The 22,455-nt window shown below is 66.5% G+C and carries 18 protein-coding genes; 9 read left to right on the top strand and 9 right to left on the bottom strand.

What is annotated here, in order from left to right:
• Positions 1 to 509: 509 nt before the first annotated feature.
• A complete protein-coding gene (locus AC07O3_RS33285) occupies positions 510 to 1,256 on the top strand; it encodes a helix-turn-helix transcriptional regulator (protein WP_495341385.1) in 747 nt (248 codons plus the stop codon).
• Between the two features lie 26 nt (positions 1,257 to 1,282).
• Here AC07O3_RS33285 and AC07O3_RS33280 read toward each other — a convergent pair whose 3' ends face one another.
• Positions 1,283 to 1,552, bottom strand: coding sequence for a hypothetical protein (locus AC07O3_RS33280; protein WP_093059610.1), 270 nt, complete (start codon positions 1,550 to 1,552; stop codon positions 1,283 to 1,285).
• A 158-nt stretch (positions 1,553 to 1,710) separates the two neighbouring features.
• Here AC07O3_RS33280 and AC07O3_RS33275 point away from each other — a divergent pair, with 158 nt between their 5' ends.
• Both AC07O3_RS33275 and AC07O3_RS33270 read left to right on the top strand, forming a co-directional pair.
• Positions 1,711 to 2,994, top strand: coding sequence for a metal-dependent hydrolase family protein (locus AC07O3_RS33275; protein WP_495341384.1), 1,284 nt, complete (start codon positions 1,711 to 1,713; stop codon positions 2,992 to 2,994).
• Complete coding sequence (locus tag AC07O3_RS33270; RefSeq protein ID WP_495341383.1) at positions 2,991 to 4,376, top strand: MFS transporter; 1,386 nt, start codon at positions 2,991 to 2,993, stop codon at positions 4,374 to 4,376. The genes AC07O3_RS33275 and AC07O3_RS33270 overlap by 4 nt, the downstream gene beginning before the upstream one ends.
• 13 nt (positions 4,377 to 4,389) lie before the next feature.
• Here the strand turns inward: AC07O3_RS33270 and AC07O3_RS33265 are convergent, their stop codons facing one another.
• The 8 genes from AC07O3_RS33265 to deoC form a co-directional block, all read right to left on the bottom strand.
• Positions 4,390 to 5,433 carry an ABC transporter permease gene (locus AC07O3_RS33265; protein WP_093059604.1) on the bottom strand — a complete coding sequence of 348 codons (1,044 nt, stop codon included), beginning with the start codon at positions 5,431 to 5,433 and terminating at the stop codon, positions 4,390 to 4,392.
• Positions 5,430 to 7,019 (bottom strand): sugar ABC transporter ATP-binding protein, encoded by a 1,590-nt coding sequence (locus tag AC07O3_RS33260; protein WP_495341382.1) that lies wholly within the window; start codon positions 7,017 to 7,019, stop codon positions 5,430 to 5,432. The genes AC07O3_RS33265 and AC07O3_RS33260 overlap by 4 nt, the downstream gene beginning before the upstream one ends.
• A gap of 11 nt (positions 7,020 to 7,030) precedes the next feature.
• On the bottom strand, positions 7,031 to 8,035 hold the full coding sequence (locus AC07O3_RS33255) for a substrate-binding domain-containing protein (RefSeq protein ID WP_495341381.1): 1,005 nt from the start codon (positions 8,033 to 8,035) through the stop codon (positions 7,031 to 7,033).
• Between the two features lie 8 nt (positions 8,036 to 8,043).
• The gene (locus tag AC07O3_RS33250) at positions 8,044 to 9,096 is read right to left on the bottom strand and encodes an ABC transporter permease (RefSeq protein ID WP_354338109.1); all 1,053 of its coding nucleotides are present in this window, start codon (positions 9,094 to 9,096) and stop codon (positions 8,044 to 8,046) included.
• A 13-nt stretch (positions 9,097 to 9,109) separates the two neighbouring features.
• A complete protein-coding gene (gene rbsK, locus AC07O3_RS33245) occupies positions 9,110 to 10,054 on the bottom strand; it encodes a ribokinase (protein ID WP_093081843.1) in 945 nt (314 codons plus the stop codon).
• A 4-nt stretch (positions 10,055 to 10,058) separates the two neighbouring features.
• Positions 10,059 to 10,511, bottom strand: a complete 453-nt coding sequence (locus AC07O3_RS33240; protein WP_495341380.1) for an RbsD/FucU family protein — start codon at positions 10,509 to 10,511, stop codon at positions 10,059 to 10,061.
• Positions 10,512 to 10,634: 123 nt separating this feature from the next.
• Positions 10,635 to 13,043: an aldehyde dehydrogenase family protein gene (locus tag AC07O3_RS33235; protein WP_495341379.1), complete on the bottom strand. Its 2,409-nt coding sequence runs from the start codon at positions 13,041 to 13,043 to the stop codon at positions 10,635 to 10,637.
• A gap of 4 nt (positions 13,044 to 13,047) precedes the next feature.
• Complete coding sequence (gene deoC / locus AC07O3_RS33230) at positions 13,048 to 14,127, bottom strand: deoxyribose-phosphate aldolase (RefSeq protein WP_495341378.1); 1,080 nt, start codon at positions 14,125 to 14,127, stop codon at positions 13,048 to 13,050.
• 212 nt (positions 14,128 to 14,339) lie between these two features.
• Between deoC and AC07O3_RS33225 the strand changes: the two genes are divergently transcribed.
• The 6 genes from AC07O3_RS33225 to AC07O3_RS33200 all read left to right on the top strand — a co-directional run bounded on the left by AC07O3_RS33225 (position 14,340) and on the right by AC07O3_RS33200 (position 22,446).
• The gene (locus tag AC07O3_RS33225; RefSeq protein WP_495341377.1) at positions 14,340 to 15,128 is read left to right on the top strand and encodes a DeoR/GlpR family DNA-binding transcription regulator; all 789 of its coding nucleotides are present in this window, start codon (positions 14,340 to 14,342) and stop codon (positions 15,126 to 15,128) included.
• A gap of 167 nt (positions 15,129 to 15,295) precedes the next feature.
• Positions 15,296 to 16,507 carry an MFS transporter gene (locus AC07O3_RS33220; RefSeq protein WP_093081849.1) on the top strand — a complete coding sequence of 404 codons (1,212 nt, stop codon included), beginning with the start codon at positions 15,296 to 15,298 and terminating at the stop codon, positions 16,505 to 16,507.
• 557 nt (positions 16,508 to 17,064) lie between these two features.
• Positions 17,065 to 19,521, top strand: coding sequence for an alkaline phosphatase family protein (locus tag AC07O3_RS33215; protein WP_495341376.1), 2,457 nt, complete (start codon positions 17,065 to 17,067; stop codon positions 19,519 to 19,521).
• 157 nt (positions 19,522 to 19,678) lie between these two features.
• Positions 19,679 to 21,082 carry a cytochrome-c peroxidase gene (locus AC07O3_RS33210; RefSeq protein ID WP_495341375.1) on the top strand — a complete coding sequence of 468 codons (1,404 nt, stop codon included), beginning with the start codon at positions 19,679 to 19,681 and terminating at the stop codon, positions 21,080 to 21,082.
• Positions 21,079 to 21,723 carry a hypothetical protein gene (locus tag AC07O3_RS33205; protein ID WP_495341374.1) on the top strand — a complete coding sequence of 215 codons (645 nt, stop codon included), beginning with the start codon at positions 21,079 to 21,081 and terminating at the stop codon, positions 21,721 to 21,723. Before AC07O3_RS33210 ends, AC07O3_RS33205 begins: the two co-directional genes overlap by 4 nt.
• Positions 21,724 to 21,774: 51 nt before the next feature.
• On the top strand, positions 21,775 to 22,446 hold the full coding sequence (locus tag AC07O3_RS33200; RefSeq protein WP_097198111.1) for a hypothetical protein: 672 nt from the start codon (positions 21,775 to 21,777) through the stop codon (positions 22,444 to 22,446).
• The last annotated feature ends 9 nt before the right edge of the window (positions 22,447 to 22,455 follow it).

Here is a 22,455-nt window from a genome sequence, read left to right as displayed (position 1 = left end):
CACCCGATACAGCGGCCGGAGGTGGCGCGGGAGGCAAGACCAGGCCGGGTGTCGAACTGCCGTCCCCGCTTCCGCCGCATGCCGTCAAGCCTGCAAGCAAGAGTGCGACCGCTGAAAGATGCCACTGATTGCAACGCCGATACCGCTCACTGGTCATTGTCTATCTCCGAGTTTCTTGTTCGGCGGGCAGAAATTGCACGGCCGCGCGGCGTGACTGACCGCCGCTGGCCGATTTCAATGTGCAAGCGAAATCCGGTCTTGCTCGTTCGACTCACTTTTGAACAAACGACCCTCATCGAAAACACTAGAGTGGCGGGGTTGTCGCGTCGGATCGCCCACGTCCTGGAGGAAATATGGTGTTCAAGCTAGGTCGGACTGCACTAGACGAAGCAGCGCGGAGTCGCGAGAACGCGAGTCTTCTTGCGCCATCGCTGACCGCCGCCTGGAACGGCCTTCCTTTCGCGTGGGTTGGCACCCCGGAGGGCCCCTGGACAAGCAGTTTCACCACGTTGGCTCCGACGCTGTCGCTGATCGAGTCCGGCGCCGTCACGTCACGCATGACCGTGGGCGGCCGCGGGTACGACCTCAATGCAAGCGCTGGCTCGTTGACGCTGTTCAATGCAGAAACACGAGTCCGCGTGAGCCAGGTCGACTGCCGGGACGCTCGCCGACTGCTGCTTCCGCTCGATCTGACCGCGCTCGAACATCAAGGCCTGGAGCGAGAAGACCTGCTCGTGAATCTTCGGCAGGCCGTCGAGTTCTACGATCCCGCCCTGACCGCGGTGCTCCGGGCGATGCTGCGAGAAGTCAAGCGCGGCTGCCCCAACGGGTCTCTTTACGCCGAGTCGCTGAGCTGCGGCGTGCTGGCACACCTGATCCGAAGCCGCGGGCAGGCCCCGGTAAGAGAGCGCGGGAAACTGACGGAATGGCAATGGTCGCGACTGAACGAACTGATCGCGGAAAAGCCGATGAGTGAACTGACTCTCATGGAGCTATCGACAAGCGTCGGCATGAGCAAGTCGCAGTTTGTTCGCATCTTCAGGAAGTCCACGGGGACTTCCCCTCACCAGTTCATCGTTCACAAGCAACTCGAGGTCGCACGCGGGCTGATTCGTTCGTCGAACTCCACGTTGGTGGACGTAGTGGCGAAGGCGGGGTTTTCGAGCCAGAGCCACTTCACCCGTCTGTTCCGCGATACCTATGGCATCACGCCGGGAGAGTTCCGGCGAAAAGCTGGCAGTGCCCCCTCCCGTTGAGGCCTGCCAGCCTTGTCAGGGAAAACCTACTCGGCCGCCTCGTCTTCCTCTTCGTCGTCGGCTTCTTCAGCGCGACGAACCGTCACGAAGTTGGTAGCGTCTTCCACGAACGCCATGAGCTTTTCGTCGGGCGCCATTCCGCGTACTTCGGTCTGGATGCCGTCGCCATTCTTGTAGTCGACCTGCACCAGAGCAAAACAGGCCAGCGGCTCTTCCATTTCTCCTTCATCGCCGCCGTCGTACACAGCGACCCACCCTTCGGCGGGCATGATCTGAAGGATCTTCACGTCTTCCATCGAGTTACTCCAAGTTCAAACAAAGATTGCGCGGCGCAGCATATCCCATGGAAAGGGCTCCGAAGGGCCCGGGATCGGCACGCAGGATCAATCGCCATGCATGCAGGGACAAGAGAAATGCCACCCCCATTTCTAGAATTGCCGCGAAAGGGGCATCCATGTCACCGCAGCTCGTTCTCACCCACGCAAGATTGTTCGACGGCGATCGCTACTTCGGTGACGACCACCACGCCATCGGGATTTCAAACGGGAAGATTTCTTCCGTCGAACGAGGTGACGGCGAGGGGGCTGCAAGCCCAGACATCCGTCGTGTGAACCTTGGGGGGCGGCTGGTGATGCCGGGCCTCATCGACGCGCACACGCACGCCACCGGAGCCAGTCTCGACGTCGGCGGCCTCGACAAGCTGCAACCGTCCTATCTCGCCCACTATGCCGGGCGCTATCTGCGCAACATGCTGCAGCAGGGCTTCACCAGCATCCGTGATGCTGGAGGAGGCGAGCAGGGCCTCGTCCAGGCGCTGGAAGAAGGGCTGCTCGACGGCCCACGCTATCTGATTGCAGGCAAGGCGCTGTCCCAGACCGGCGGGCATGGCGACATGCGAGGACACCGGGCCGCCTCGCCTTGCAAGTGCGATCTTGTCGGGGCCTTCACGCGCGTGGTGGATGGAGAAAACCATGTTCGGGAGGCAGTGCGCGACCAGTTTCGCCAGGGCGCGAACCACATCAAGATCTTCGTCTCCGGCGGCGTGCTGTCGCCCACCGATCCCATCTGGTCGCAGCAGTTCAGCAACGCCGAAATCGCGGTTGCCGTGGAAGAGGCGGCGCGGTGGCGAAGCTATGTCATGGCGCATGCGCACACGAAGGAGGCCATCGTGCGGTGTGCCGAGCACGGCGTTCGCTCCATCGAGCACGCCAGCATGATGGACCGCGAGGCCGCGGAGATCGTCGCCCGCAAGGGCGCCTTCGTGGTCCCGACCCTGGGCATCGTCAAGCACATGCTCGACGGCGAGGTCCGGTTGCCCGCCGGCGCGCTCGACAAACTCAAGTACCTGGTGGACGCCATGTACGCAGCGATCGGGCACAGCGAAGAGGCGGGCGTCAAGGTCGGCCTCGGCACCGACTTGCTGGGTTCGCTACAGGGGCGGGAAACCCAGGAACTCGTCCTGCGCGGAGAACTGAGTTCATCGCTGAATGTTCTGCGCTCCGCGACGTCGGTGAATGCCGAACTGCTGGGCATCGGCGAGCAGGCGGGACGGATCAAGGCGGGCTTCGATGCTGATCTGATCGTTCTGGACAAGAACCCCGTCGAAGACATCACGGTCTTTCGCGACCCCGCATCCACGGTGGCTCTGGTGATGAAGGCCGGCGCCGTGTGCCGCGACACATTGCGACTCCTTCCCGCCGATTCCGACGCCGGAATCGAGCCGTCGGTGGTGCCATGACCGTCTCCGCTGCAACCCCACAGGCCGACTTGTTGACCCCAGCCAGAGGCTGGTACGTCGTCTGCGTGTTCTGGCTGTGCGCGATCATTTCGTACATCGACCGGACCGTGGTCAGCATCCTCGTCGACGCGCTGAAGCACTCGTTCTCCATCGACGATGCGCAGATCGGATTGGTGCAGGGCTTTGCGTTCACGGTGTGCTACGCGGTAATGGGCATCCCGCTGGCACGGGCGCTGGACAAAGGGAACCGCGTGAGGATTGCCGGCGTCTGCGTGCTGGTCTGGTCCCTTGCGACCATTGCGTGCGGACTCGCTCCCAATTTCCACGCCTTCATGGCGGCGCGAGCGGTCACCGCGGTGGCGGAAGCCGGGCTGATCCCGGCCGCGCTGTCGATCTTCACCGACAGCTTCTCGCCGCGCCGGCTGGTGGGCAGAACATCCGTCTTCATGACCGCGCCCTTCGTGGGAGGCGGCCTGTCGCTCGTGCTGGGCGGCCTTCTGCTCAGGGGGTTCACGCAGTCCGGCGGTCTGTTGCTGCCGCTTGTCGGCGTGCTGCAGCCCTGGCAAAGCGTTCTTGTGTGCGTGGGGGCGCCTGGCCTGCTGCTCGGCGCGGTTCTTCTCGCGACCGTGCGCGAACCCGTTCGCCAGCAGCCGTCGGCGCTACCCACGGCCAGTGCCACTTTCCCCGGGGCTGTGAAAGACCGCGTCGGCTTCTTCGCACCGTACCTGCTCGGCGGCATGCTCGTCACGGTCGGCTTCTACTCGCAGTCGGCATGGGCGCCTTCGTTCTTCATTCGCGTTCATCACCTGGGCGCGGCCGATGTCGGGCGCATCCTGGGGCCCATCAACATCTTTTTCGGGTTGGGCGGTGCCTTGCTGGGCGGGGTGCTTGCAAGCAGGGCGCCCGACGAACTGGCTGCCCGGCGTATCGTCCAGATCGCAATGGGCGTGACGCTCGCGGTCGTTCCGCTCATTGCAGGAACCTACCTGGTGGCGAGCACGACATTGGCGATGGTGCTCTACGCCAGCACGGCGCTTTTGTTCGCGATGTACCTGGCGCTGTCGGCCATCCCGATTCAGGTACTTGCGCCGAGGGCTTTCAGGGCGCAGGTCATTGCGGTTGCTGCATTCCTGAACACGGTTGGTGGGGGCGGGAGTGGTCCTTTCTTCACGGGCTGGGTCAGCGAGCGGATCGGGGGGCCGTCGATGATCGGCCATGGACTGCTGATCGTCGCCATCCCCAGCGCGCTGCTTGCCGGTGCAACGTTGTGGATGGCGTTGCGGTGGCTCAGGGCAAACGAGGGCGGCTTCAGTCGAGCCGGGCGCGGCGACATGGCCGCCGGGCCTTCACATCCCGAAGGCCGTCAACCTGCTCGCGCATAGCGGCGTGAAGCCCTCAGCCCTGCTTGCGCATCGCGAAGCAAGCCCCGGCCACGAGGATGAAGGCTCCGATGATGACCTTCTGCCAGGTGCTGGGCACTCCCGCCAGGATCAGCACGTTATTGATCAGCGTGACCAGCACCACGCCGAGCAGCGTGCCGCCCACGGTGCCGCTGCCGCCGGTGATGCGGGCGCCGCCGAGGATCACGGCGGCGATCACGTCCAGTTCGTTGCCCACCAGGTCGAAAGGATTGGCCAGCCGCGTGCTCGACACATGCACGATGCCCGCCAGGCCCGACAGGAAACCCGCGTACGCGAACACGAAGACGTGAACGGTGCGCAGGTTGTAGCCCAGCCGCTCCGCGATTGCCAGGCTGCCGCCGATGGCGTACACCGCGCGGCCGATCAGCGTGCGGTTCAGCAGCCACCAGGTCAGCACCGCCGCGCCAGCCAGCACCAGCACGGTGGCCGGCAGCACCGCGTGCAGGCCCTGCGGCGTGTCGAAGCGCCAGAGCGCGAGCTTGCCGAAGGCATCCATCGGCAGCGGCACGTTCATGAAGAACACGGTGCCGACAAAGGTCAGCAGGATGCCGCGGTACAGGTACTGCGTGCCGATGGTCACGATCAGCGAGGGCGCCTTGAGCCAGTGCACCAGCAGGCCGTTGAGCACGCCGAGCACCGCGCCGCTGGCCGCACCCGCCACCAGCAGCAGCGCGATCGGCGCTTCCGGAAAGTAGTTCAGCACGAGCTTGGTGATGCTGTACATCGTGAGCGCGGCAATCGCCGCGAACGACACGTCGATGCCGCCCGCGGCCAGCACGATCAGCACGCCGAGCGCGAACAGGCCCAGCACCGTGCAGGCGCGCACGATGTCGAACAGCACCGGCAACTGGAAGAAGCTCGGGTTGATCGCGCCCACCACCAGGCTCACCAGAACGATCAGCGCCAGTGTGAAGACCGAGGGGCGCTGCGCGAGCCAGTGGCGCCAGGACGTGCGGGCCCGGGGCTCGGGCGCTGCGGGCACAGCGGTGGTGTGCGCTTGCATGGTGGAAGCCGTCATGAGAATGCGGGAGAGGGGGTGTCGGAAACCAGCGCGCGGTACAGCTCGCTTTCGGCCAGCCCTTGCGCGTCGAAGTCGTGGGCGATGCGGCCCTTGCGCATCAGCAGGATGCGGTCGCAGTTCTGCAGCAGTTCCTGCAGGTCGTCGCTGACCAGGATCACGCCCAGCCCCTGCTCGGCCAGCCGCTGCACGATGCGGTAGATGGTGTCTTTCGAGCCGACGTCCACGCCCACGGTCGGGCCGTGCAGGATCAGCACCCGCGGATCGATGGCGAGCCAGCGGCCGATGAGCACGCGCTGCTGGTTGCCGCCCGAGAGCGACTGCACCGGGCGGTCCACGTCGGGCGTAGCGATCTGCAGGTCGGCCACGGTGCGTTCGGCCAGCGCCTGGCACTGGCGCGCATCGAGCGCGCCGAAGCGCCCGCGCAGGCGGCCGAGCACGGCCGTGACGATGTTGTCGCGGATGGGCTTGTCGAGGAAGAGGCCCTCGCTGAGCCGGTCTTCGGGCACATAGCCGATGCCCTGGCGGATGCCGTCGGCCGGTGTCTTCAGCGTGATCTCCTTCGCTGCGAGCGAGATGCTGCCGCGGTCCGCGGCCTGCACGCCCGCGAGCGCCATCGCCAGCTCGTTGCGCCCCGAGTCGAGCAGCCCGGTGATGCCCAGGATCTCGCCCTTGTGCAGCGTGAAGCCCACGTCGCTGAATTGCGTGCCGCGGCCCAGCGCCTCGACCTTCAGCAGCACGTCGCCGTCGTGCGAGCGGTGACGGTAGCGGGCGCCGTCGAGCTGTTTGCCGGTCATCCAGTGCGCGAGCTCGGCCTTGGTGAAACCCTTGATCGGTCCCTGCGCGACCTTGGTGCCGTCGCGGAACACGATGGCCTGGCCGCCCATGGCCATGCACTCGTCGAGCTTGTGGCTCACGAACAGCACCGCCACGCCCTGCGCGCGCAGCGCCTCGACCACGTGCACGAGGTTGTCCACTTCCTTCTGCGTGAGCGAGGTGGTGGGCTCATCCATGATGACCATGCGCGCGCGCGTGGCCACGGCGCGCGCGATCGCCACCAGCTGGCGCGTGGCAATGGGCAGTTCGTCGACGCGGCGCGCCAGGAAGGCGGCGTCGGTCGGCAGCTTCACCGTCTCCAGCGCACGCACGGCCGTGGCCGCGACCGCCTTGCCGTCGAAACGGCGCGCCAGCTTGCCGCCGGTGCTCACCAACTGCTCGCTGAGCGCAACGTTCTCGGCCACGCTCATGTTCGGCAGCAGGGACAGGTCCTGGTAGACCGTCTCGATGCCGAGCGTGAGCGCCTGAAGCGGCGACAGCGCATCGTGCGGCCTGCCGTCGATCACGATGCGGCCCTGGCTCGGCGGCTGCGCGCCCGAGATGATCTTGATCAGCGTGCTCTTGCCGCAGCCGTTCTCGCCGAGCAGGTGGTAGATCTCGCCGGCCTCGATCGTCAGGTCGATGCCGCGCAGCGCGTGCACGCCCGCGAAGCGCTTGTGCACGTCCTGCACCTCGAGAAAGACGCGGCGCCCCGTCGGCGTGGCCGAGGCGTGCGTGGCCTGCATGGAGGGCGCTGCTGCAAGGGTCATGGTTCGCAGGCTCAGAAGGCGTACTTCTTGTAGTTCTGCTTGTCGACCTCGACCCAGGCCTGGCCCGTGACGACGATGCCGACGCCCGGTCCCTTCTTGACCGAGACCTTGTTGTAGCCCGGCACGCCCATGTCGGTGCCGTCGGTGATGGTCTTGCCGTCGATCAGCATCTTGGCTGCCTTGTTCATGACGAGGCCGGCATCCTTCGGGTCCCAGAAGGCGATGCCGCCGACCGCGCCCGACTCGAGGAACTTGGCCGCTTCGCTGGGCAGGCCCGTGCCGAACACGCAGACCTTGCCCTGCAGGCCGGCTTCTTCCACCGCGCGGCCGATGCCCAGCACGTCGAGCGACGACGAGCCCTGGAAGCCCTTCAGGTCGGGGTGCTTGCGCAGCATTTCCTTGGCCTTGCCGTAGGCCTTCTCGGCGTCGTTGAGCGATTCGTTCTTGGCATCGACGAGCTGCATCTTGGGGTACTTCTTCGCGTTCGAGGCGCCGCCGTCGGCCCACTGCACCTGCGACTGGCTGCCCAGCGAACCCACCAGCGAGGTCCACTTGCCTTGCTGGCTCATGCAGGCGGCCAGGCGCTCGTTGATGCGCGCGCCGTAGGCCGTGTTGTCGAAGGCTTCGATGTCGACCATGGTGTTTTTCTGGTTGTCGGCCTCGTGCGTCACGACCTTGATGCCGCGTTCCATCGCGCGCTTGAGCACCGGCTCCAGCGTGGGCGGGTCCATCGAGACCACGGCGATGGCGTCGACCTTCTTGGCCACCAGGTCTTCGACCAGGCGCTGTTGCTGCGCGGCGTCCGACTGGGCCGGGCCGATCTGGCGCGTGGTCACGCCCGGCGTGCTCGCGCCGAATTCCTTCACCCCCACTTCCATGCGGTTGAACCAGCTGATGCCGGTGATCTTCACTACGGTGACGATGTCTTGCGGCTTGCCCTGCGCGTGCAGTGCCGAGGCGAAGGCCACGGTGGTGAGGGCGAGTGCGGTGCAGGCGATCTTTGTTTTCTTCAGCATGTTGTCTCCTAGCCCTCGGGGTTTCTTTGCGCCGCGCCAGGAGGGAGCTGGTGCGGCGGTGCGCTGGAGCGCGAAGTGGAAAGAAAGATGCGCAGGTCCTGCAGGCCGAAGCGCCCGTAGGCCAGGAAGAACAGCAGCAGCAGGCCCCAGGCGCAGTCGCGGAAGAAGTTGGAAATGCCCAGCAGGTTGAAGGTGCTCGACAGCAGCTGCAGCGCCACCGCCGAGAAGAACAGGCACACCATGCGTCCGTAGCCGCCCTGCGGCCGCACGCCCGCCATCACCGTGATGAGGATGGCGATCAGCAGGTAGGAGTTGCCGTAGTCCGACTTCACGCTCGCGGTGCGCGCGGCAATGATCACGCCGGCCACGGCTGCGAGGAATCCGCACAGCGCGTAGGTCGCGATCAGCATGCGGGCCTGCGAGATGCCGGCGTAGCGCGCCGCCTTGGCGTTGGTGCCGAGCAGGAACAGGCGGATGCCGAAGGGGCTTTGCCGCAGCAGCCAGCCGACGGCCAGCAGCATCACGAGGAAGATCACGAACGGAATCGGCACGCCCAGCACCATCTCGTTGCCGATGGCCGAGAGCGCCTCGGCATCGCCCACGCGCAGGCTGGAGCCACCCGTGAGCACCACTGCCAGGCCGGTGTAGAGCAGCTGCGTGCCCAGCGTGCAGAGGATGGGCGTGAGGCCCGCCTTCGCGATCAGCACGCCGTTGAGCAATCCACCGGCCAGGCCCACCGCCAGCGCGATGGCGGCGAACCAGCCGGTGTAGAGCCAGGGCGACACATCGGGCGCGACCAGCTGCGGCGCGAGGGTGGCGGCCACCACGCCCGCCAGGTTGGCCAGCGCCACGCCCGACAGGTCGATGCCGCCGTTGCCCGAGATCATCGACAGCGCCACGCCCATGGCCAGCAGGCCGAGTTCGGGCAGCTGGCCACCCATGGACTGGAAGTTGTAGACGTCGAGAAAGTCCCCCTTGGACAGCACCGTCGCCACCACGAGGATGAGGACGTTGATGCCGACCAGGAAGTTGAGTTCGCGGTCTGAAAACCTGAGCTTCATGGGCAGGGTCCTGTCAGGCGACGCGAGCCAGCAGCGCATCGACCTCGGCGCGCGTGGGCATCGAGGGCGCCGTGCCGGCACGTGTCACGGAGATGGCCGCGACCGCCGCGCCGAAGCGTGCCGCCTCGCGGGCGGTGGCGCCCTCGGCCAGCGCGGCCGCAAAGCCGCCGTTGAAGGCGTCGCCCGCGCCGGTGGTTTCCTTCACCGCGCCGGCGCGGAACACCGGAATGTGCTCGGAGCCGCTGGCGCTGTGCAGCAGGGCGCCCTTGTCGCCGAGCGTGATGAGCGCGCAGCCCACGCCCTTGGCGAGGAAGAAGTCGCCCGCGCGGCGCGCGTCCTCGATGGTTTCGACGGGCATGCCGCTCAGGGCTGCGGCTTCGTGCTCGTTGGGTGTGATGTAGTCGCACAGCGCGTAGAGCGCGTCGTCGAAGGGCAGGGCGGGCGCGGGGTTGAACACGGTGAGCGTGCCGGCCTCGCGGGCAATCTCCAGCCCGCGGCGCGCGGCGGCGGCCGGCTGCTCGAGCTGGGTGACGAACACGCGTGCGCCGCGGATCGCATCGGCTGCCGCATCGACGTCGGCGGCATCGATCAGCATCGCGGCGCCTGGCACCACGATGATGGCGTTGTCGCCGGTGACTTCATGAACGTAGATGAACGCCGCGCCGGTCGGCTGCGCCGTCACCTGCGGCGCGCGCGGCGTGATGCCCTCGCGCGACCACAGGGCGAGCGCGTCGTTGCCGAAGGCGTCCTGCCCCAGCTTGGAGATGAACGTGACCCCGGCGCCTGCGCGTGCGGCTGCCACGGCCTGGTTCGATCCCTTGCCGCCCGGACCCATTGCGAAGCCAGAGCCGGCGATGGTCTGGCCTACGCCCGGAAGGCTGGACGCGCGAAACGCAAGGTCGGCAACGAAGATGCCGAGCACGGCGACGCCGTGCTGCCTGGAAGTGAGGACGGTCATGGGGTCAGGCCTGCGGCGCGAGCACGCCCTTTTTGAAGATGAAGCAGCCGTAGAAGCGGCGCTCGCCGGTGGCGATCACGCAGTAGGCGCGGCGCGCGGCTTCATAGAAGGCGAAGCGTTCGATCGAGCCCAGCGGGCGCACGCGCCCCTCGGCAGCGTCGATCTCGCGCTGCATTTCCTGCTGCACCGGCGGGATCTCGTGCGGCTGGCTCATGATTTCCATGCGGCGCGCCGGATCGTCCACCGCCTCGTCGAGCGGCAGCACCGACAGGATGGCGCGCGCCGCTTCCGTGGTGCCCACGCCGTCGATGCGAAGCAGCCGGCCCAGCGTGGTCTGGCGCGCCACCGAGTCGGCCGGAAAGTTGGCATCGCACAGCACCAGTTCGTCGCCATGGCCCATGGCGCGCAGGGCGTACAGCACGTCGGCATTGAGCAGCGGATGGATGGACTTCAGCATGCGGACTCCTGGCGATGGAACGGTTCGGTTGGCTGCGATCTTAGGGAAAGAAAACGTTTGCGCAAACGTTTGCTATTGAGGGATTTCCCTTGGTTTTCGAGGCTTTGGAAGCACTGACAGCGCTCATTCGCCATAGGGGATCCAGATGTTCTTGACCTGCGTGGCATGCCGCAGGAACAGCGGGCCTTCGGCCGCCACGCCGTCGTGCCAGTCGGTGGCCAGGCCGTGATCGACCAGCGTGCGCTTGAGGTTGCCGATCGACAGCCGCTCCGCGGTGCGCGACAGCTCCTTCGCACCGAAGACCCACAGCGCATCGACGTCGTCGTGCTCGGCCAGCGTCTGCGCAAGGCCGGCGACAGGGCCGGTCACGAGGTTGACCACGCCGGCCGGCAGGTCGGAGGTTTCGAGCACCTGGTAGAAGTCGGTCGCGATCAGCGGATGCTTCTCGCTCGGCACGATCACCGTGCGGTTGCCCATGGCGAGCAGCGGCGCGAGCAGGCTCACGAAGGACAAGAGCGGCGCTTCGTCGGGGCACACCACGCCGACCACGCCGATGGCCTCGATGGTGGCCAGTGCCACGCCGCGCAGCGGCGGCACGTGCACCGTGCCTTCGTACTTGTCGGCCCACGCACCGTAGGCGAAGAGGCGGCTCACGGCGGCGTCGACTTCGGCCTGTGCGGCGCGCGCGGCCGCGCCGGTCAGGCTTGTGAGGCGCGCGGCGAATTCGCCGGCGCGCGCCGAGAGGTTTTCGGCCAGGTAGTAGAGCGCCTGCGCGCGGCGGTGCGGCGTGGCGCTCGACCAGCCCGTGGCGGCGCGCGCGGCGGCCACGGCGTTGCGGATGTCCTTGCGGTTGCCGGTGCCCACCTCGCCGAGCCGCTGGCCGGTGGCGGAGAACACGGGGTGCGAGAGCTCGCCATCCGGGCGCACCTGCTTGCCGCCGATGAACAGCTTGGCCGTGCGGTCGATGGCCGGAAGCCCCGCGGCGACCGGTGCCTTGTCTGCCTCGTTCGCAGCTTGGGCAAATGCAGTTGCCGGACGCGGCTTGCGCTCGGCCCATGCGCGCGGCTTCAGGTATTCGTAGCAGCCCTCGCGTCCGCCTTCGCGGCCGTAGCCCGATTCGCGGTAGCCGCCGAAGCCCACGCCCGCGTCGAACAGATTGGTTGCGTTGACCCACACCACGCCGGCCTGCAGCTGCGGCGCGATACCCAGCGCAAGGCCGATGGTCTCGCTCCACACGCTGGCGGCGAGACCGTAGCGCGTGTTGTTGGCCAGTGCCACGGCCTCGTCGGGCGTGCGGAAGGTCATGGTCACCAGCACCGGGCCGAAGATCTCTTCGGTCGCAACGGTGGAGGCAGGGTGCACACCCGTCAGCAGCGTGGGCGGAAAGAAGCTGCCGCCCGCTGGCAGCGCGCCCGGCGGCTGGTAGCAGACTGCGCCTTCGCGCACGCCGGTGGCCACCAGCGAACGCACGCGTTCGAGCTGCGAAGGGTCGATCAGGCTGCCGATGTCGATCGCCTTGTCCAGCGGCAGGCCCACGCGAAGGCTCTGCATGCGGCGCTTGAGGCGTTCGATGAAGTCGGCCGCAATGCCTTCCTGCAGCAGCAGCCGCGAGCCGGCGCAGCACACCTGGCCCTGGTTGAACCAGATGGCGTCGACCACGCCTTCCACGGCGGCATCGATGTCGGCGTCGTCGAACACGATGAAGGGCGACTTGCCGCCCAGCTCCAGCGTGAGCGACTTGCCCGAGCCGGCGGTGGCTTCGCGGATCAGGCGGCCCACGTCGGTCGAGCCGGTGAAAGCGATCTTGTCGACGCCTTCGTGCGCCACCAGCGCCGCGCCCGTGGCACCGTCGCCGGTCACCACGTTCAGCACGCCGGCGGGCAGGCCGGCCTGCGCCGCGAGTTCGGCGAACAGCAGGGCGCTCAGCGGCGTGAACTCCGCGGGCTTGAGCACCACCGTGTTGCCCAGCGCCAGCGCGGGCGCGATCTTCCAGGCCAGCATCAGCAGCGGGAAGTTCCAGGGAATGATCTGGCCGATCACGCCCAGCGGCACCTGGTCGGCGAACTCGCGTTCCTGCAGCTGGGCCCAGCCGGCGTGGTGATAGAAGTGGCGCGCCACCAGCGGCACGTCGAGGTCGCGGCTCTCGCGGATCGGCTTGCCGTTGTCCAGCGCCTCGACCACCGCGAGCAGCCGCGCATGGCGCTGCACCATGCGCGCCAGGGCGTACAGATGCCGTGCACGGCCGTGGCCGCCGAGCGCCAGCCAGCCGGGCTGCGCGGCGCGCGCCGCGGCGACGGCGGCGTCCACGTCCTGCGCGGACCCCTGTGCGATGCCGGCGAGCCGCTGGCCGGTGGCTGGTTCGGCCGTGTCGAAATGCGGGCCGGCCGATGCGGGGGTGAAGTGCCCGCCGATGAAGTGGCCGAAGCCCTGCGCATGGCGCGAGAGCCATTGGCGGGCGTCGGTGTCGCTCTCTGGCGCGGGGCCGTAGTCCATGGTGTCGAAATAGCGTGCGACGCTGCTGTTGCTGCTCATCGGGTCATCCGATCGGGTGGCGGTGGAAGGCCGAGTAGCGGCCCGTGACGTGGTGTTCCAGCTGGCGCTCGATGTCGGCCAGCAGGGTGGAGGCGCCGATGCGGAACAGGTCGGGCTCGAGCCAGGCGCGGCCCAGCTCTTCCTTCATGAGCACCTGGTAGTCGAGCGCGGTCTTGGCGGTGGAGACGCCGCCGGCGGGCTTGTAGCCCACGCGAAAACCCGTGCGGGCTTCGTACTCGCGGATCATGCGCAGCATCACCAGCGTGACCAGCGGCGTGGCGTTCACACCTTCCTTGCCGGTGGAGGTCTTGATGAAATCGGCGCCGGCCATCATGCAGACCATCGAGGCCTTGGCGACGTTGCGCAGCGTCTTCAGTTCGCCCGTGGCCAGGATGGCTTTCACGTGCGCATCGCCCGCTGCCAGGCGAAAGTCGCGCATCTCGTCGTAGAGCTTTTGCCACTGCCCGGTGAGCACGTGTTCGCGCGTGATGACGATGTCGATCTCCGCCGCGCCGTCGCGCACCGATGCTTCGATCTCCTTGAGCTTGAGCTCGTGCGGAATCAGCCCCGCCGGAAAGCCCGTGGACACCGCCGCCACCGGAATGCCGGTGCCCGCCAGCGCATCCACGGCCGTGGCCACGAAGCGGTGATAGACGCAGACCGCGCCGGTATGCAGCGTGCGATCTGCAAAGCCCAGCGCGGCCAGCAGGTCGGGGCGCACGGGGGTCGCGGCCTTGGCGCACAGCCTGCGCACGCGCTCGGCCGTGTCGTCGCCGTTGAGAGTGGTCAGGTCGATGCAGGTGATGGCCTTGAGCAGCCAGCCGGCCTGCGCATCTTTCTTGACCGAGCGGCGACCGGGCAGCGTGGCCACGCGGCGTTCGGCGGCCGAGAGGTTGACGCGGATGTTGTCGAACCAGCCGGTGTCGAAGGGTTGCGCGGTGTTGCGCGCGATGGTGTGCGGCTTCTTGTCGGGCGCCGTCGCCGCGACGCCGGCAACGGCAGCCGGGGGCGAAGCGGCCGCGACGGTCGAAACGGGGCGCGAGCGCACCGCGCCGCTGGCGCGAACGAGGGAAGTGGAGGTCATGAAGTGAAGGGCGCCGGGGCGCGCAGGCGCCGCGTGAGCGGCAGGCAGGCAAGGGGCATGTCTTTGTCTCCGATCGTTGTGCAGACCGCCGTGCAGGGCCGGTGGCGCATTGGCGTGAATGTTATTTCAATAACATTTATCTGCGCAAGATGTTTTTGAAATAACATTTTTGATGCCCGATACTCGGGCTTGTGGACCAGAGGAACCAGAACATGCGAAAGACCGCCGGCGCCGAGGCCCGGGCCTTGCGCCTTGCAAAGATGCAGGAGCTCGTCGAGGCCGGCGGACCGTTGCCGATCAAGCAGGCCGCCCAGCGGCTGGGCGTGACGGAAATGACGATCCGCCGCGACCTGTCGGCCGCCGATTCACCGCTCACCGCCCTCGGCGGCTACGTGCTTGCGACAACGCTGCCGGGCGCCGACAGGTACTCGCTCGACGAGGCCAGCGACCAGCACGCGGCGCACAAGCGCGTGGCCTGCGAACGCGCCGCCACGTGGGTGCAGGCGCACGACAGCCTGTTCATCGACTGCGGCACCACCATGGTCCATTTCGCGGAGGCCTTGCCGCCCGACATGCCATTGAGCGTGGTGTGTTACTCCACGAACATCGCGTCGATCCTCAGCCGCCGGCCGAACACGCAGTTGATGCTGCTGGGCGGGCTGTACCACGCGTCGTCGGCCACGTTCTTTTCAGACGAGGGGCTGCAATATCTCAACCGGCTGGGCGTGAACAAGGCCTTCATCTCGGCCGGCGGACTGGACCTGGAGCGGGGCGCGAGCTGTTCCAATTTTCACGAAGTACCGGTGAAGCAGGCGGCGATCCGCAGCGCGTCGCAGAGCTTCCTGATCGTGGATGAAAGCAAGCTCAATCGCCTGCGACCCGCTTTCTTCAGTCCGCTCGATGCGTTTGCGCGCATCGTGGTGGGCGGGGCGCCCGTGCCGGGTCTGCGCAAGCAGTTCAAGGATCTGCCGATCGAGTTTGCGCGGCCCACAACCGCTTGAGATGCCGGGCATCGCAGGCCCGCAATCCACGTGGCCGCCGCGCAGGCTTTGCAGCGCAGGACGGAGTGAGGAAAGGAGAGGCCCTGCAGACATTCGGCATCGGCGAGACAATTGCCGCGCCTTGTCCGCCCGGCGGGTGGCGGCAACAAATCCGAACCCTTCTGCGCATGTCAATCCCGCCCGCCGCCTCGACCTCTTCCCCCACGCCTTCGTTCTCTCTTTGGCGCATCGCCGTACCGGCCTTCGCCCCTTCGCTGTTGTTCGGATTGGGTGAGGGCGCCATCCTGCCGATCGTGCCGCTGACGGCGCGTGGCCTCGGTGCTTCCGTGCCCATGGCCGCGCTGGTGATCGCGATGATCGGCATCGGCTCGCTGCTCAACAACATTCCGGCCTCGATGATCACCATGCGCTGGGGCGAGCGCTGGGCCATCGTTGCGGCGGGTGTGTGGAGCGGTCTTGGCATGCTCCTGTGCGTGCTGACTTCGCATCTCGGCCTGTTCGCCACGGGGTGTTTCATGGTGGGCATGTCGCAGGCGGTCTACAACCTCGCGCGCCAGAGCTACATGACCGAGGCGGTACCCATCGAATACCGCGCACGGGCGCTGTCGACGCTGGGCGGCGTCATGCGCATCGGCATGTTCGCCGGGCCTTTCCTTGCTGCCGGGGCGGTGCACGTGTTCGGCCTGTCGGCGGCCTATGTGGTCGGCATCGTGGCGGTGATGGCGGCTGCGGCCATCGGCGCGCGCATCCCCGACCTCGAGGCGCCGCCGCTCCCGGCCGGGCAGGCGGCGCCGGCTTCGACGTCCGTTGTCTCGACGCTGCGGGATCACCGTCATGTGTTCCTCACGCTCGGTGTCGGCGTGGTGCTGGTCAGCGCGGTGCGCGCTTCGCGCCAGGCCGTGATCCCGCTGTGGGCCGACCACCTGATGCTTGCGCCCTCGGTGGCCTCGCTGATCTACGGCCTGGCCGGCGGTGTCGACATGCTGGTGTTCTACCCGGCCGGCAAGGTGATGGACCGGAAGGGCAGGCGCTGGGTCGCGGTGCCGTCGATGCTGATCATGGGGCTGGCAATGCTGCTGATGCCCCTGACGTCCGGCGTTCTCACGCTGTTGATCGCTGCACTGGCGATCGGCTTCGGAAACGGTATCGGCTCGGGAATGATCATGACCCTCGGCGCCGACCACTCGCCGCGTCACGGGCGCGCGCACTTCCTCGGCATATGGCGCCTGATGTCCGACATCGGCTCCTCGTGCGGCCCGGCGTTGCTGTCTCTGCTGGCGGGCGGCCTGTCCCTTGCCGCGGGAATCGCGGTGACCGGACTGATCGCCTTCGCTGCGGCGGGGACGCTGGCGTATTGGATTCCGCGCCACGGGCGCTGAATTCCACAAATTCGGCGGTGGTCAATTGCATGGCCCGCCAACTCGCACCAGACCTGAGGGTCTCTGATTCCGCGCTCGCAATCGGGTCGGGGTAGGGCCGTGCCTCGGAGGATTCATTGATTCCGTGAATCTATTGCTGCCGAAAAACGGCGCACTTGACGCAGCAATTTCCGTTCAGGACTTCCCAGGCAGAACTCCATCTCCAATTTCCAAACGGGAAATTCCGGAGGCGAAGCCCTGCGCGAATCGATCTCCATTCGCTGGATGGCAAGGCTGAAGGTCTATCCGCAAGCTGCATTTCTAATTTTTTTCTAATTAGTTGCTAATCGTCTTCTAATTCTCCGGTCAGCTTGCGGTCAGTTAATTACGGAAGCGGAAAAATTGCGCGTCGGCATGTGCTCCGTGAATTGGATATTCATCGCTCTTTTGACACATGAATGTCACCCGTTATTTCTACATTCCTCCTCGATCTGGCGCTTCTTGCTGAAAAAGACGATGCCCAGCTGTCCCTTGCCGGTCGGTAAAAACCATCCATAACTCACTGCCCCAGGATATACATGCCAATTCTCAATAAAAAGGCTTTGCTCACGTCATTGACGACGGTTGCAGCTTGCGTGCTCGCCGCTTGCGGGGGAGGAAACGACGGGGGCGGCGGCTTCTTCCCGATCACCACTCCGCCCGCCAGCACTCCCGGCACGACCTTCAGCGGCGTGGTGACCGCCAGCGGCTACGTGCCGGGCAGCACCACGGGCAACCCGACCCTGAAGCCTGGCTACTACCAGAAGGCCACGGTCTTCGTCGATGCCAACGGCAATGGCGTGCTCGACAGCGGCGAAGTCTCGACCGTCACCGATGCCAGCGGCAAGTTCACGCTGACGACCACCCAGACCGGACCGCTGGTGGCCGATATCGGCACCGCCGCGATCAATACCGCGACCGGCGCTACCGTGGCCAGCCACCTGATCCTGCGCGCCTCGACCGCCCAGATCGCCGACCAGGGCGCGGGCAAGATCGTCATCAGCCCGCTGTCGAGCGAAGCGCAACGCCTGGTGGAAGCCAACGGCAGCAGCTACGCGGCCGAAAAGGCCAACCTCGTCGCACGCCTCAACGGCCCGGCCTTCAATCTGGGCACGGCCGCGTTCACCGATCCGCTGGCCGACGTCAACACCCTGGCCGGCGCGACCCAGTATGCGGCGCTGTATGAAGACAACCAGCTGACCAACCGCTACACCTACGCGACGACCAAGCTCGACCGCAAGGACCTGTTCCCCGACAACCTGGCCGTCTTGGGCGGCGACCCCCGTCTCGCAGGCCTGTCGAGCGTGACGCTCACCAACAGCGATGGCACCAAGGCCACCCCCACGGTGCCGACGCAGAAGCAGGCGCCCATCACCTTCGCGCAGGCGCAGCAGGCGGCCTTCAACGTGGAAGGCGTGCCGGCTTACGACAACATCTTCGTCATCGTCGAGGAAAACAAGTCGACCGACGTGATCGTCGGCAACCCGCGCGCGGCCAACATCAACTACATCCTGAACAACTACAACCAGCTGAAGACGTACTACTCGACCGGCAACCCGTCCGAGCCGAACTACACCGCGCTGGGCGGCGGCGACGACTTCGGCATCACCGACGACAACTGGTTCGGTTGCGGCGCCGTTCCCGGCAGCCCCTACGAAATCAAGGACGTCGCATTTGCCGGTGGTGCGGCCTCCGACGGCCAGACCATGCCCGCTCAGGGCAAGCTCCCGCCGGCGAACAGCCAGAGCCGCTCCCATTACTCCGCAGCCGATCCGACTTGCGGTGACAACCCGACCGGCGGCACCGTGCACAACATCCCGGGCAGCAACCTGTTCACGGCGATGTCCAAGGCGGGCCTGACCATCCGCACCTACAGCGAGTCTATGAACCCCGGCCAGGACGTGCGCGCCGACAGCATCCTCGATAACGCCGTGACCGCCACGTACGACTCGAGCAAGCTCAAGGGCGCCACCAGCCTCGACGGCTCCGCTCCGCCCACTCTCGTCGGTTCCCCTAACTTCGCCGCGCAGGGCGGCCTCTACAAGGTCAAGCACGGCCCGTCGATCGCCTTCCAGGGCGCCCGCAGCCTGCCCGATTTCGTGGCCAACAACCGCACCATCTTCGGCACGCAGTACCAGGAAGCGGACTGGCTCAAGTCATCGATCTTCCCGGTTCCGGGCGGCTGGATCTACGACCAGTTCGGCAAGGACCTGGACACGGGCGATGTGGGCAACATCAACTTCATCGTTCCGGACCAGTGCGACGACATGCACGGTGTCGGCTCCGACACGAGCTGCGCGAACACCAACAACGACGGCCAGGCCGCCGGCACCGTGCGCGCCGACATCTACCTGGGCATGGTGGTCAACAAGATCCGCAGCTCGGCGCTGTGGAGGAACCCGCACAAGCGCGTTGCGATCGTCGTGATGTACGACGAAGGCGAAGGCGGCAGCAACGGCTCCTGCTGCGGCTGGAACGCGGGCGGCCCGACTTCCGGCGCGGCGCCGGTGACCGTGGACGCGAGCGGCAAGGCGACGGCCACCACCCCGCCGGCCAACTACGCCGCAGGCAACTTCGGTCACGGCAATTCGATCTTCGGCATCATGTCCAACCAGCAGGACGTGGGCACGGCGAAGAAGCAGGTTGCGGACAGCGATGCATACAGCCACTTCGCGTTCCTGCGCACGCTGCAGGACATGTTCCAGATCGCCGACCCGGCCGTGGATGCGTCTTACCTGAACCGCACCAAATACACGGAAGCGTTCATCACGGCCAACATCCTTGCGCTGCCGGAATACCAGAACAGCGCGGACACGCACTTCGACTCCGTGCGGCCGATCAACCATGCCTATGTGATCCCGGCCAACTACACCCAGAAGCTGTACGCGAACGACATCGTGGGTGTACAGGACGCCCTCACGGGCAAGCTGGAAGGCCAGATCACCCCGCAGGTGGGAGCTGACGCGAGCCAGAACAACGTCTGGGCGACCAAGTAAGCAGAAAGCCGCCCGCCAAGAGGCGGCGTTCCAGGCGGAATCCTTCGCGGGGCCGCCTGGAACAGCTTTTTATGGCCTTCGAGCTCGCGCAAGGCGAACTCATCCAAGGCGACATGGCAGCTCTTGCGAGATGCAACGGTGAATGATGAATCTGGCAATGGACAAGACAGTCCCGCTCGTCATGGCGCTCTCGGTAGCGCTATTGGCTTTGGTGGCTTGCGATGGCAAGAGCGCGGCAACGACGGCAGGCAGCACCACCGGCCCGCACAAGCCGCCCCTGAGCCTGGGCGCACAGGTCGGGCAATTGGCCTTCTTCGACAAGAACCTGTCGAGCGGCAAGAACATGTCGTGCGCGAGCTGCCATGACCCGCAATACGCCTACGGTCCGCCGAACAGCATCTCGGTGCAGCTGGGCTCCGACATCACGCAGACCGGCGCGCGTGCCGTGCCCTCGCTGCGCTACAGGGAATCGACGCCGGCCTACGACGACAACGCGCCGAACCCCGACGGCGTGACCACCAGTTCGCCCGGCGGCGGCTTCATGGCGGATGGCCGCGCGGCGACGCTGGCGACGCAGGCCGGAATGCCGCTGCTCAACCCGCTCGAGATGAACAACGCCTCCAAGGAGGCGGTCATGAAGGTGGTCCAGAGCAGCACCTATGCCGGCTTGTTCAAACAGGCTTTCGGCGCCGACGTGTTCGACAACACCGACACCGCCTTCGACGCCCTCGGCCGCGCGATCCAGGCGCTGGAGACTGAAGACATCAGCTTTCACCCGTACAGCAGCAAGTACGACCTCCATGTCTTCAACAAGCTCGGCGGCACGCTGACGCCGGCCGAGCGGCGCGGCGAGGTTCTGTTTCACAGCACCGGCGTCACCAATTGCTCGGGCTGCCACTACACGGGCGCCAACTTCAACGGCAACACCGGCCTGATGACGGACTTCACCTACCAGGCCCTGGGTGCGCCGCGCAATGACAGGTCGATCCCGAACAATCCGGATCCAATTCCGGCCAACGACGACCCGAAATACTTCGACATGGGACTGTGCGGCCCCTACCGCACCGACCACATGCCCGCCACGCCGGACACGCCCAACCCGTACTGCGGCATGTTCAAGGTTCCCGGGTTGCGCAACGTGGCGACGCGGGGTGCCTTCTTCCATAACGGCGTGCTCCACTCGCTGGAGCAGGTCGTCAACTTCTACAACACGCGGGACACCAACCCGGAGTATTGGTACCCCGCCAACAACGACGGCTCCGGTGCGCCGCAGGCCAACCCGAGCTGGGCGTTGCAACCTACCCATGTGCCGGGCGCAACGGTCAACAAGTACAACGACCTGCCGCGCTCGCAGCAAGGCAGCATCGACGAGGAAGTGCCGCTGGGCACCGGCGAGGGCGGTGAGAAGACGCTTGCCAGCGGCACGCGGCCGCGCGCGCCCGGCTCCCCGCCGGTCATGACACCGCAGCAGATCGCCGACCTGGTCTGCTTCCTGGGCACGTTCAGTGACGGTTACCAGCCTCCCTCCGCCGCACCGACCACGGGCAGGTGCGTGAAGTGAAGACGAACACAACCTCAGTCCTTGCCCGACGCGTCGGCGGCGTCGCGTCCCTGCTGGTGTTGCTGGCCTTGCTCGCCGGCTGCGACAACGAACAGGCGCGCTTTCCGGATCGCGACAACTTCACGGCGACAGTCAACGACTATCTCGCGCAGCGCGGGCACGTCTGCCTGGCCAAATACGCCTGGCCGATCACGGTGCCGGCCGGATCGCACGAGCCCGATGCGCAGCAGATGCCGGTGCTCGAAAAGCTGGGCCTGGTGACCGGCAAGGATGTCGCCATCACCGTGCCGGCCCGCGAATACGCGCTGACCGATGCGGGGCGCAAGTACTACCTCCAGGTGCCCGTGGTGATCCGCACCACGACGCAGACGGTCACGCACCCGGCCGACTTCTGCGCGGCCACCCTGAGCCTGGATCGCCTGATCGGCTGGGACCCGCCGCAAACGCGCGATGGCCGCACCGCGACCTCGTTGCTCTTCACCTACCGCATCGCGCCCGATCCCTGGGCAACAGCGCCCGAAGTGCAGCAGGTCTTTCCGTTGCTGGCGCGCGCCATCCAGCGCGAAGGAACGATGCAGGTGCGCCTTGGCGTTCACCTCACGCGGCGCGGCTGGGTCGCGGACGAACTGGATGCGCGCTAGGTCCGCGATCGCCATGCACTGCCTGCTACCCGTAAATCAACCAGAGACCCCATGAATCTCCGCTCCATCCGCCTGAGCCGGCACACCCGGACTTCGATCAAGACCCTGACGGGCATTGCCATCGTCTGTGCGCTGGCCGCATGCAGCGCCAGCCACGATGCCAAGGCACCCACCGCCGAGAACCTCGCGGCTGCACTGGATGACCACCTGGCCCAGCGTGGCGACATCTGCCTTTCGATGTTCGACTGGCCGATCGACCTGACCGAAGCCGAGGCCGGCTCCGGTGCACGCCACGCCATCCAGTTTCCGGTGATGGAGCAACTGGGCCTGGTGCACAGCACCATCGTCTCCGTACCGAAGAGCAGCGAGAACCCGGACGGCGCGGTCAAGCGATTCGAGCTGACCGACGCCGGCCGCAAGTTCTACAAGCCGCATCCGTACGCAAACCACGGCACCGAGCACGCCAACGACTTCTGCGTGGCGCACCTCAAGCGCGAGAAGATCGTCGACGTCAAGGTCGATGCATCCGACGCAAGCCATCCGCTGGCGGTGGTGAGCTACACCTACCAGATCGACACGGCGCCGTGGATGCAGAACGCCGACGCGCAGCGTGTGTTCCCGATGATCACGCGCATCACGAATGGCGCGGGCGGGCAGCTGCAGCTGCGCCAGGGCTTCACGCTCGGCGACAAGGGTTGGGTCGCCCGGATGGGGCCGGTTTGACTCGCACCT

It is taken from the genome of Variovorax sp. GW821-FHT09D05, from assembly GCF_059416325.1.
Note: the sequence above shows the minus strand (reverse complement) of the source record. Positions and strands in the feature narration are given on the sequence as shown.

Bases quoted from the DNA above. Each gene is read 5' to 3' on its own strand.
- AC07O3_RS33280 (WP_093059610.1), bottom strand. From the start codon at position 1,552: ATGGAAGACGTGAAGATCCTTCAGATCATGCCCGCCGAAGGGTGGGTC.
- AC07O3_RS33275 (WP_495341384.1), top strand. From the start codon at position 1,711: ATGTCACCGCAGCTCGTTCTCACCCACGCAAGATTGTTCGACGGCGAT.
- AC07O3_RS33270 (WP_495341383.1), top strand. From the start codon at position 2,991: ATGACCGTCTCCGCTGCAACCCCACAGGCCGACTTGTTGACCCCAGCC.
- AC07O3_RS33265 (WP_093059604.1), bottom strand. From the start codon at position 5,433: ATGACGGCTTCCACCATGCAAGCGCACACCACCGCTGTGCCCGCAGCG.
- AC07O3_RS33260 (WP_495341382.1), bottom strand. From the start codon at position 7,019: ATGACCCTTGCAGCAGCGCCCTCCATGCAGGCCACGCACGCCTCGGCC.
- AC07O3_RS33255 (WP_495341381.1), bottom strand. From the start codon at position 8,035: ATGCTGAAGAAAACAAAGATCGCCTGCACCGCACTCGCCCTCACCACC.
- AC07O3_RS33250 (WP_354338109.1), bottom strand. From the start codon at position 9,096: ATGAAGCTCAGGTTTTCAGACCGCGAACTCAACTTCCTGGTCGGCATC.
- rbsK (WP_093081843.1), bottom strand. From the start codon at position 10,054: ATGACCGTCCTCACTTCCAGGCAGCACGGCGTCGCCGTGCTCGGCATC.
- AC07O3_RS33240 (WP_495341380.1), bottom strand. From the start codon at position 10,511: ATGCTGAAGTCCATCCATCCGCTGCTCAATGCCGACGTGCTGTACGCC.
- AC07O3_RS33235 (WP_495341379.1), bottom strand. From the start codon at position 13,043: ATGAGCAGCAACAGCAGCGTCGCACGCTATTTCGACACCATGGACTAC.
- deoC (WP_495341378.1), bottom strand. From the start codon at position 14,127: ATGACCTCCACTTCCCTCGTTCGCGCCAGCGGCGCGGTGCGCTCGCGC.
- AC07O3_RS33225 (WP_495341377.1), top strand. From the start codon at position 14,340: ATGCGAAAGACCGCCGGCGCCGAGGCCCGGGCCTTGCGCCTTGCAAAG.
- AC07O3_RS33220 (WP_093081849.1), top strand. From the start codon at position 15,296: ATGTCAATCCCGCCCGCCGCCTCGACCTCTTCCCCCACGCCTTCGTTC.
- AC07O3_RS33215 (WP_495341376.1), top strand. From the start codon at position 17,065: ATGCCAATTCTCAATAAAAAGGCTTTGCTCACGTCATTGACGACGGTT.
- AC07O3_RS33210 (WP_495341375.1), top strand. From the start codon at position 19,679: ATGGACAAGACAGTCCCGCTCGTCATGGCGCTCTCGGTAGCGCTATTG.
- AC07O3_RS33200 (WP_097198111.1), top strand. From the start codon at position 21,775: ATGAATCTCCGCTCCATCCGCCTGAGCCGGCACACCCGGACTTCGATC.